The sequence below is a fragment of the Bacillus sp. 103mf genome (genome assembly GCF_900116295.1).
GTDB classification, from domain to species: Bacteria; Bacillota; Bacilli; order Bacillales; family Bacillaceae_G; genus Bacillus_A; species Bacillus_A bruguierae.
Genome location: NZ_FPAF01000019.1, coordinates 44,592 through 55,414, shown reverse-complemented (window position 1 = coordinate 55,414; position 10,823 = coordinate 44,592). Strand labels below are relative to the sequence as shown.

At 36.8% G+C, this 10,823-nt stretch carries 11 protein-coding genes and 1 other annotated feature; of the genes, 2 read left to right on the top strand and 9 right to left on the bottom strand.

Annotation, left to right across the window (positions count from 1 at the left end):
• The 3 genes from BM350_RS23415 to BM350_RS23405 all read right to left on the bottom strand — a co-directional run.
• The coding region (locus BM350_RS23415) for an SH3 domain-containing protein (protein WP_170857759.1) at positions 1-809 on the bottom strand (809 nt) is incomplete at its 3' end.
• Positions 810-1,031: 222 nt separating this feature from the next.
• A complete protein-coding gene (gene proS / locus BM350_RS23410; protein WP_090917802.1) occupies positions 1,032-2,462 on the bottom strand; it encodes a proline--tRNA ligase in 1,431 nt (476 codons plus the stop codon).
• A 44-nt stretch (positions 2,463-2,506) separates the two neighbouring features.
• Positions 2,507-2,710: a binding site (T-box leader), on the bottom strand.
• A 105-nt stretch (positions 2,711-2,815) separates the two neighbouring features.
• Positions 2,816-3,091 (bottom strand): YesK-like family protein, encoded by a 276-nt coding sequence (locus BM350_RS23405; protein ID WP_090917800.1) that lies wholly within the window; start codon positions 3,089-3,091, stop codon positions 2,816-2,818.
• 140 nt (positions 3,092-3,231) lie between these two features.
• On the opposite strand from BM350_RS23405, the gene BM350_RS23400 reads away from it, so the two are divergent.
• Positions 3,232-4,545: an alkaline phosphatase family protein gene (locus BM350_RS23400; protein WP_090917798.1), complete on the top strand. Its 1,314-nt coding sequence runs from the start codon at positions 3,232-3,234 to the stop codon at positions 4,543-4,545.
• A gap of 96 nt (positions 4,546-4,641) precedes the next feature.
• Positions 4,642-5,928: an MFS transporter gene (locus BM350_RS23395; protein ID WP_090917796.1), complete on the top strand. Its 1,287-nt coding sequence runs from the start codon at positions 4,642-4,644 to the stop codon at positions 5,926-5,928.
• 72 nt (positions 5,929-6,000) lie between these two features.
• Here BM350_RS23395 and BM350_RS23390 read toward each other — a convergent pair whose 3' ends face one another.
• The 6 genes from BM350_RS23390 to BM350_RS23365 form a co-directional block, all read right to left on the bottom strand.
• On the bottom strand, positions 6,001-7,197 hold the full coding sequence (locus BM350_RS23390; RefSeq protein ID WP_090917794.1) for an MFS transporter: 1,197 nt from the start codon (positions 7,195-7,197) through the stop codon (positions 6,001-6,003).
• A 64-nt stretch (positions 7,198-7,261) separates the two neighbouring features.
• Positions 7,262-7,846, bottom strand: coding sequence for a TetR/AcrR family transcriptional regulator (locus BM350_RS23385; RefSeq protein WP_090917792.1), 585 nt, complete (start codon positions 7,844-7,846; stop codon positions 7,262-7,264).
• A 79-nt stretch (positions 7,847-7,925) separates the two neighbouring features.
• Complete coding sequence (locus BM350_RS23380) at positions 7,926-8,069, bottom strand: histidine kinase (protein WP_090917790.1); 144 nt, start codon at positions 8,067-8,069, stop codon at positions 7,926-7,928.
• 143 nt (positions 8,070-8,212) lie between these two features.
• Positions 8,213-8,455, bottom strand: a complete 243-nt coding sequence (locus tag BM350_RS23375; RefSeq protein WP_090917788.1) for a hypothetical protein — start codon at positions 8,453-8,455, stop codon at positions 8,213-8,215.
• Between the two features lie 200 nt (positions 8,456-8,655).
• Positions 8,656-9,027: a DnaJ family domain-containing protein gene (locus tag BM350_RS23370; RefSeq protein WP_090917786.1), complete on the bottom strand. Its 372-nt coding sequence runs from the start codon at positions 9,025-9,027 to the stop codon at positions 8,656-8,658.
• Between the two features lie 61 nt (positions 9,028-9,088).
• Positions 9,089-10,627 (bottom strand): ABC-F family ATP-binding cassette domain-containing protein, encoded by a 1,539-nt coding sequence (locus tag BM350_RS23365; RefSeq protein ID WP_090917784.1) that lies wholly within the window; start codon positions 10,625-10,627, stop codon positions 9,089-9,091.
• Between the last annotated feature and the right edge of the window lie 196 nt (positions 10,628-10,823).

Below are 10,823 nucleotides of genomic sequence, written 5' to 3'. Positions count from 1 at the left end.
GTTACTGTTCCTGTCTCTTGTGTACCTGTCGCAATATTTTCCGCTGGCTTCTCTGCTGCTTTTCCTTCTAACTTCACAAACTTTAGCGAAACATAACCTTCTTTTCCTTTGTATGTCATCTTCGCCCAGCCGTTTGCTGTTCCTAGTACCGTTATTTTCTCGCCGTGGTTTAAATTCCCCAGAATTTCACTGCTTTTGTTTGCTTCGCTTCTTACCCACAGACTTACTGCTGTTACTGTTCCTGTCTCTTGTGTACCTGTCGCAATATTTTCCGCTGGCTTCTCTGCTTCCTTACCTTCTAACTTCACAAACTTTAGCGAAACATACCCTTCTTTTCCTTTGTATTCAATTTTTGCCCAACCATTTGCTTTTCCTATAATGGTAACACTCTCTCCTTTTTGAACACTTCCAAGAAGAGTACTACCTATTTCAGGACTATTACGAACATTTAAACGTGCTGCTGTTACAACACCCGTTTCACGTTGTTCACTATTAATACTTGGTTGTTGCTTCGACTCTATTGTAGGCTTCGTTCCTGCTATCTTTAAAAACTGCAATGAAACATATCCTTCTTTACCATTGTAAGAAACTTTTGCCCAATCTTTTTGTACTCCTAATACCTTTACAGTTGTTCCTTGCTTTACTTGTCCGACAATTGGACTTTGTGTTGTTGGTTGTTGACGTATATTTAAATTTGTCGCGTTTACTGTAGCTGTGCTTTCTTCTTGTGCAAAAGCATTTGTAGAAATAAGAGATGCTCCTGTCGCTATAAATGTACCTGCTATTATTTGCTTCGTTGTTCTTTCCATTATTTATTAGAATATAAGGATTTTTATATTCTCTATTCACTTCCTTTCCTTATTTTCTCATCTAATATTATAGCATAAATACCACTATTGTAATTATTGGAAAATTATTAATATTTAATAAAATCAAAGAAAATGCACTTTACAATGCTGAAAAAGGTTAGCATTTCGCTAACCTTTTCCCTTATACTCATTTACTGCCACACAAGTAACTATATCCATTATTTAATATGCCTTACCCCAATACACCATATGCTTTGCATCTTTCTCACAGCACACACATTGCTTAGCTAATTCCTCTTTTTCAAATGGCATACAACGTGATGTAACGCCTATTTCCTCTTTTAACTTTTCTTCACAAGCAAGGCTTCCACACCACATTGCTTTAATAAATCCTTGCTTTTCTGCTGCTACTTGCTTCATCTCTTCAAAAGTAATAGCCGTATACGTTTTTTCTTCACGCAGCGCTTTTGCTTTTTCAAATAGAGACCGCTGAATATCCTCAAGTAGCTTTGTAATACGTTCTTCTAATTCATTTATAGCTACAAATTCTTTTTCTTTCGTATCACGGCGCACAAGGACAACTTGATTTTTTTCAATATCTTTCGGCCCTACTTCTAAACGAATTGGTATACCTTTCATCTCATATTCGTTAAACTTCCAGCCTGGTGTTTTGTTGCTTGCATCCATTTTCACCCGCGCAACTTTTTGAATACGAGTTTGAAGCTCAGTTGCTTTTTCTAACACGCCTTCTTTGTGCTGTGCAATTGGTACAATCATCACTTGCGTTGGTGCAATCTTTGGTGGTAATACAAGTCCATTATTATCACTATGCACCATAATAAGGCCGCCGATCATTCTCGTTGATACACCCCAAGATGTTTGATGGGCATATTGCCACTTCCCATTTCGATCTAGAAACTTAATATCAAATGCTTCTGTGAAATTCGTGCCAAAATTATGCGACGTACCCGTTTGTAACACTTTGCCATCATGCATTAAACTTTCAATTGTGTAGGTCGCTTTCGCCCCTGCAAATTTTTCTTTTTCCGTCTTTTGCCCTTTTATAACCGGAATTGCTAAATACTCCTCACAAAACGATGCATATATATTTAAAATGTTAATCGTTTCTTGCTGTGACTCTTCCGCTGTTTCATGAATTGTATGACCTTCTTGCCATAAAAATTCGGTTGTGCGTAAAAATGGACGTGTTGTTTTTTCCCAACGAACAACAGAGCACCATTGATTATATAGCTTTGGTAAATCATTGTACGACTGAACAATTTTCGAGAAATGCTCACAGAATAACGTTTCTGATGTCGGACGAATACAAAGACGCTCAGCTAATTCCTCATCCCCGCCGTGCGTTACCCACGCTACTTCCGGCGCAAAACCTTCTACATGATCCTTCTCTTTTTGAAGTAAACTTTCTGGAATAAACATTGGCATATATACATTTTCATGACCTGTTTCTTTTAACTTTTCATCCATTACTTTTTGAATGTTTTCCCAAAGGGCGTACCCATATGGACGTAAAATCATACATCCTTTTACACTTGAATAATCAACAAGTTCAGCTTTTTTTACGATATCCGTATACCACTGTGCGAAATCTTCTTCCATTTTTGTAATGGCTTGTACTTGTTCTTTTTTCATCTTCTTTTCCTCCTTCTAAAAATAAAAAAAGCCCGCATCCCTAAAATAGGGACCGAGCTTTTTGCCGGCGTTACCACCCTGATTCATATACAACATGTATATGCTCTCTTGTTTGATAACGGGAATTCCCGCTGCATACGCAGAACTCAAAGGTAGGTTCCATATTGTCTTTTAAGAATCTCTCAGCCACTGGATTCTCTCTCTGCAAAAAGATGGAATATGTACTAATCCTTTTTCATCGTCATAACAATATAAATTTTTTGATTATCATAATACACACTCAATTATAACGCAATAGGGAATTTTTTGATTTTTTATATATTCTTTTCTATTTATTTTGTTTTATACTTTTGTTACATATATTTCTCTCGAAAAAATTTCACGATTTGATGAAGTAACATCCCAATAAGTGTTCCAATTAATAGAAAAAAACATAAGAAACCATATCCCATGCCTTCCCATCCACCAATAAAAAATAACGTACATAAAAAACCAACCAAGCAAATGATAATCATAATAAGTCCGAACAAAATATCAAGCGAACGATTAGGAAAACTTTTGCGTAATGTGAACGAAATTAAAAAAATGAGAACCGTTGTGATTATGCTACTCATTAAAAAAAATTCCATCATTTTCACTCCCTTAATTCTATTATATGTTTATAAGTCTCAAAATTCTAAAAAAACTTTCTTATTAGCAGTAGTTTTTATTACCAAGTATTAATAGTAATATATATAAATAGGTTGTAGAACTTTTGGAGGTATTTTCTATGAACAAACCTGCAGCAAAACATGTTATTGTTTTATCTTTTGATTGTTTATCAGCTTTAGATTTTCCTATATTACAAACCCTTCCTCACTTCAGTTCTTTACTAAAACGTGGTGCATACGCCGAAAAAGTTGAAAGTATTTATCCATCTGTTACATATCCGTGCCATACAACGATTGTGACCGGAAATTACCCTGCAAAGCATCGGGTTGTGAACAATACATTACTACAGCCCGGAAAAGAATCCCCGGACTGGCACTGGTACCGTCGCTCGATTCAAGGAACAACCCTTTATGATGAAGCGCGAAAAGCAAATTTAAAAACAGCTGCACTTCTATGGCCGGTAACAGGAAAAGCACAAATTGACTACAACATGCCAGAAATTTTTCCAAATCGTCCATGGCAAAATCAAGTGCTCGTTTCCTTATTTAGCGGGAGTCCATTGTATCAACTAGAATTAAATCAGCGTTTTGGTCACATTCGGAATGGTTTGTCACAACCGGAGCTAGATGATTTTGTACTTGCTTCTGCGGTACATACAATTCAAAAGAAAAAACCAAATCTTATGTTTGTTCATTTCACTGACTTAGATACACAGCGCCATTATCATGGATTTTCTTCTGAGGAAACAGTCGCAGCGATTCATCGCCATGACAAACGTCTAGGTGCAATTATTGATGCGCTGCACGAAAGCGATATGTATGAAGAAACAACCATCGTTGCACTGGGAGATCACAGCGCATTAGATGAACATAAAGCAATCCAATTAAATGTCTTATTGCGTGAAAAAGGACTCCTTACTGTAAATAAAAAAGGAGAAGTAACAAATTGGAAAGCTTATTGTCAAAGCTGTGACGGCTCAGCATATGTATACGTAAAAGATAAAAATGATACAGAAACAATCGGAAGTGTACACCGTTTACTACAAGAGCTCATACAAGATAAAGAAAACGGCATAGAATTTCTATTAACTGATGAGGAAGCAAAAGATTTCGGTGCCGATGGAAATTGCCTCTTTATGCTGGAAGCACGAGAAGGCTATTACTTTTTAGAAAATCATACCGGAAACTTGATAAGAGAGATTACAAGAGAAGATGTAACCTCTAATAAAAAATATACGTTTGGTACCCATGGCTATTCTCCATCAAAACCAAATTACGAAACAATTTTCATGGCAGCTGGTAAAGGAATTCGTCAAGGCGCCATTATTCCGCACATGCGACTAATTGATGAAGGTCCTACAATTGCAAGATTACTTGGATTACACCTTGGTGAAACAGACGGTACGGTTATAGAGGATTTATTGGAATTGTAAAGCTATGTAAAAATTATGTAAATTTTCAGTTAGTTTATCTTTTTTACAAATTCCTTTTTGTACAATAACATTACATTGATTAGAGGGGGAACATATATGAAAAAAATGTCCAGGCCAGAAAAAAGCTGGATATTATATGACTGGGCAAACTCAGTGTATTCGCTTGTTATTACAACTGCTTTATTTCCAATCTACTTTAAAGCAGCCGCTAAAGAAGCTGGACTTGCAGGTACAACATCAACTGCATATTGGGGGTATGCTAATTCCTTTGCAACACTTCTTGTGTCTATACTTGCTCCAATTCTTGGTACAATTGCTGATTATAAAGGATTTAAGAAACGTTTCTTCACATTCTTTTTCCTATTAGGCATTATTTTTACAGGTATGTTGGCGGTAGTACCAACTTCGCAGTGGATTCTCTTACTTTGCTGTTATATGCTCGCCTTAATTGGATTTGCAGGAGCAAATATTTTTTACGATGCTTTTTTAATAGATGTGACGACAGAGGAACGAATGAACCGTATTTCAACACGCGGCTTTGCCCTTGGCTATATTGGGAGCACGATTCCATTTATCGGCTGCATGACTCTTATTATTCTTTCGCAAAAAGAGATCATCCCATTATCAGTTGGCGTGGCAAGCCAGGTTTCATTCGCAATTACAGCGCTTTGGTGGGGACTCTTTACAATTCCTATGTTAAAAAACGTTGAACAGCGCTATTTTATCGAACGTGAGCCAAATCCTGTTATAACAAGCTTTAAACGCCTTATTTATACATTTAAAAATATCCGTCAATACCGAACAGTTTTTTTCTTCCTCCTTGCCTATTTCTTCTACATTGATGGAGTCGATACAATCATTACAATGTCAACAGCCTATGGAACAGACCTTGGAATTAGCGCAACAAATTTATTAATTATTTTATTCGTTACACAAATTGTCGCCTGTCCATTTGCATTATTATATGGGAGGTTATCTGAAACATTTACCGGCAAGAAAATGCTATATGTTGGTATTATTATTTATATTATTATTTGTACGTACGCTTATTTCCTAAAAACAACACTAGATTTCTGGATTTTAGCGATGCTCGTTGCTACTTCACAAGGAGGGATTCAAGCGTTAAGCCGCTCCTATTTTGCAAAGCTCATTCCGAAAGACTCCGCAAACGAATTCTTTGGATTTTATAACATCTTTGGTAAGTTCGCAGCCATTATGGGCCCGGTTCTCGTCGGTGTCACAACGCAGTTAACTGGTAAAACAAACGCTGGTGTTTTAAGTGTTATCGTACTATTTATAATTGGAGGATTTCTGTTAACACGTGTACCAGAGGCTTCTTCTGCTTCTGTAACAGAACCTTCTCAAAAACCAGAAACATTATAATAAAACGCTCTCCCAGCTTATATGGGAGAGCGTTCTTATGATGGATTTACTTTTCCTAGTGTATCCTCTCTTTTACACTTCTTGTTTTTGTGTTATTTTCATTCGAAGTACCGGTAAAACAGCTGCTAGCCCTAGTACCGCCGCTATGCTAAATACGATCACAAGCGAAGTTGTTTCCTTCAATACTCCTCCTAACGAAACACCTATTAACATCGTGCTCATAAATAGTGGTAATACCGTTCCATTTACCCGGCCAATCATGTTGTCATCTACAAGGTGAATCATAAACGTTCCTATTACGATATTTACACAAGCTAAACAAATTCCTGTTATAAAACGCATGCATACTGTAATCCAAAACGAAGTTGAAAATCCTTCTACAACAAACGAGACGGCTAAAATGAGCATTCCAAAAACAAGCAAATGTTTCTGCTTTACTTTTGTAGCAACCAGAGCTGCCACAACGCCCCCAATTAACATCCCAATGCCATCAGCTGCAGTTAAATATTGGACAGCTTCTTTCTCCATTCCTAATCGCTCCACAACGAGAAAGATTTCAAGCGGTTGTACTAAACCTGCTGCTAAGCCAATGATCGAAAAAGTAGCCACCAGCATTCGTAAAGGATTCGAACGTAACACATACAACCAACCTTCTTTTATATCATTCCATAAAGAAGATTGCATCACCTCTTTGTCTTTCATCCACCCTGGCAGAAACGAAAGACAAAGAGCTGATAAAGCAAAAATAATGATTAAGCTATAGAATGATACAAATAACCCAAGCTGTGTATATACGAATGTTCCTACGACTGGACCAAAGATAAGGAACAATGATTGTAAACTTTGAGATATTGCAACGGCTGCACTAACATGTTCCTCTTCAACATGATGTTTAAAAATTCGTGAAGTTGCTGGCTGTGAAAATTGGCTGACGACCGCTGACACAAATGTTGCAGCAAATAACGCTTGCCAATATCCAAGCTTTAATAAGAAAACAATCATGACGATAGATAGCGTACTTAATATATCTCCTGTAATCATTGTGCGCTTTGGATTCCACCGATCAGCCAAGGCACCTCCAACAAATGAAAAAATGAATATAGGTGCATATTCCATGACAGACAATAAAGAGACAGCAACAGGATCATTATTTGTATGTTCCATAACAAAAAACAAAAGCGCCATATTTCGGATCCAAATCGCAAATTGCTGTAAAATATCAGAAGCGATTACAAGCAGAAACACTCGATTTTTTAACAAAGCATTCATCATATCTCCCCTTCACTAAACCGACCGTTCAGTCTAATTTGTTTTAAAAGAAAAGCTGCTGACATTACGATCCAGCTGCCATTCCCTGTAATAAAACATCAATTGCTTTTTTATAAATCCGCTTCATTTCCTCTGCATTCATTTCATAATATAATGGTCCAAGCCCAGCTAATAGACCGTTCACAACGTACATGAGATCATTTACATCGTCTTGGCGAAATTCACCTGATGCCATCCCTTCTTCGACTAGCTTCTTAAAAATACTATACGATTCACGAGTTAAGGCTATCATTTCATCCATTATATCTTTCCTTACAACTTGACTCGTTAGAAATTCTTCAATTGTGCTAGAAATTGGGTTTTGGACATCTTCCACATAATATTCAGCAAGGCCATATAACTTTTCCGTGCTTGTATGATATTGTTTTTCTTTTTCTGCCCACTTTTCCAGCCAATCGTACGTATGCTGTTTCACTACAAATAAAAACAATTCTTCTTTACTTTTAAAGTGGTAGTAAATACTGCCCTTACTCCGCTCAGTAACTTCACAAATATCTTCCATAGATGTTGCTGCATACCCTGTTTTTGAAAATAATTGTTCAGCTTTATAAGCAATTTCTCTTTTAATTTCTTCAGCACTCTTTCTCATCATTACACCTCACCAAACCGACCGTTCAGTCTAATTTTAACAAAAACTGCCCCTTCCTTACAAGAGGCAATTTTCTTATTTAAGAAAATATCTTATCGATCCAATTATGAATCGTATACAATTTCCCTACTTTTAACGCCACCTTAAATAGAACAACTCCCCCTGCTACTACAGCAAATGCAATCATTTTCCCTTTGTTTTTTACTTTCGGCTTTTTTTCCATTCTATATTCCCTCTTTATCTCTTTTTCTCTTTATTAATCAAACGTTTGTTTAATACATTTCACAAGGCTTTCCCCCAACTAATCAAACGTTTGTTTACATTTCAAAACAATAAAAAATGCGCCTTTTCAGGCGCGTTTCTACATTAATCTCCACCGCCGCCGCCATCTCCACCGCCACAGCTGCCACCATCTCCGCCAAAAGAACTTCCGCAATCTCCCGAGCTATCACTAGATCCTGCAAAAAATATTGGTGCACTATATCCTGTACTATCCGTTGAATCGGAATTATATCGTTTTCGTCCTCTTTTTCTTCCACTGGATGCACTTGCCTTTACAATAATGGCAAACAGTAAAATAAAAAACATAACGCCTACTACCATTTCCATTCTAAAATCCCCCTTTCACCCTTCAACTAGAGTACGATTTATATTTTTCAGGGAAAGCAATCACAATTAAATATTTCGCCAAAACCCCCTCCATATCCTCCAATAAAATTACATTTTTACCTATATTATGATTAATTTCAAACTAATAGTACAGATAACAATTGTTAGCTCTCGTTTACTTCAAAATTATACGAACTCCCTTACAAAAATTTTCGAAATATCTTATCGCGGTATATATTAAATGTAGCTGTTTCTTTTAATTTGCGTCTTTCAATCAGTTGCTGAAAACGAAGTGATTTCGCTGTTAATTCTTCGTGTAATTGTTTTCTCTCTGCCTCATCATGACAACAAGCCAATAAATCTTCAATTTTTAACAGCTCTTTTTGCAACTGCATTTCTTCAGGAATCATACCAGCATTTTTTAAAACCTTGTAACTCATGCGAAGTTCTTCTGGAATCATCGATAAATCTTCTAACTGAAGGGGTTTCCCTTTCCCTGGCAGGTCTGCAAATTCACCATCTTTCAGCGCTTGCCGAATACGTTCCTCAGCAAGAATCGAAAAGATATCCATGACTCCACCACCTCCTCTCTTCTATAGTTTATTCCATTAACAAGAAACATTTTCCTCACTATTAAGCGCGTTTACACCAGTCTTGCACCGTCCAAACTTGCGTCACCCATTCTTTATAAAAATCTGGTTCATGGGAAACAAGCAGAACTGTACCTTCATATTCCATAAGAGCTTTCTTAAGTGCTTCCTTTGCCCGAATATCTAAATGATTCGTCGGTTCGTCTAATACAAGTACATTACTTTCTTTCAACATTAATTCACATAAGCGTACTTTCGTTTGTTCCCCGCCGCTTAAAGAGCAAAGCGGCTGCAAAATATGCTCCTCAGTTAAACCGCACCTTGCCAATGCCTGCCGAATCTGTTTTTGCGTCATATCTGGCCGCAGTGACCATACTTCCTCAAGCGGTGTTTGCTCCGTGGCAAATTCCTCTTGGGCAAAATAAGCCGGGTTTACACGCTCTCCTATTTGCACCGTGCCACTTAATGGCTGCAAATACCCAAGCAATGTTTTTAACATTGTTGTTTTCCCAATTCCGTTATAGCCGACAATCGCAATTTTTTCACCGCGCTTTATTTGTAAATCAATCGGGCTAAATAAAGGCTCTTTATAGCCAATCTGCATATCTTTCGTCTCTAAAATTCGGCTAACAGGCTCCAAGTACACCTGAAACATAAAACGTGGTTGCAGCACAGCAGTTGGCTTTCCGATTTGATTTATTTTTGCTAATACTTTTTCACGACTTTTTGCTTGTTTTGCTTTACGAATTTTATTCTTTTGAATAAAATCCTTTAATCTTTCCATTTCTTTTTGCTGCCTATCATACGCTACTTGTAATTGCTGTTTATGTTGCTCATAGTTTGTTATGAATGTTTGATAATTACCTATATAACGTTTCAGTCCTTTATGTTCTAAATGATAAATGACATTCGTAATTTCATTTAAAAACCTTTCATCATGCGAAACGACAATATAAGCATGTTCATAATTTTTCAAATACCCCATCAGCCATTCAATATGCACGTTATCGAGATAGTTTGTTGGTTCATCTAGTAATAAAACATGCGGCTCTTCTAATAATAACTTTCCTAATAACAGTTTTGTTCGTTGACCGCCGCTTAGTTGTTCTACATCACGATCCATACCAAGTTCTAAAATTCCTAATCCCGCAGCGACCATTTCTATTTTTTCCTCAATATGATAAAAATCCGAATGCTCTAGTACACTTTGTAACTCTCCATATTGCACTAACAATTGTTCAAGGTTATCACCTACTGCCATTTTCCCTGCTATTTGCAGCATATTATTTTCGATATCATACAAGTGGGCAAAGGCACTTTGTAAATACTCCATAATAGTTGTTCCAGCCTGCAAATCTATATGTTGCTGTAAAAAACCGATATTCATATGAGGAAACCATTCAATCATTCCCTCATCAGGAAGTAACTCTCCTGCTAATATACGCAGTAATGTCGATTTGCCCGCTCCATTGCTCCCTACAAGACCAACATGCTCACCTCGGAGTAATCGAAAACCAATATTTTGAAAGATTATTTTATCCCCATACATGTGGGTAAGATTTTCAACTGATAACATACTCATTTTACTCTCTCCTTTTCGCTTTACATCTAAAGCCAAACGAGAGAACAGTACAAAAAAACAATATTCAATTCGCTAAACGTAAAAATGGATAAGGCAAACACACCTTATCCATTACAAATTATTATCGTAAAAAAGGAATAAGGTTCTTTATCTACTGTCTTTCGGTTGGCTTTTACTCAAAAATTGGGCAGACTTC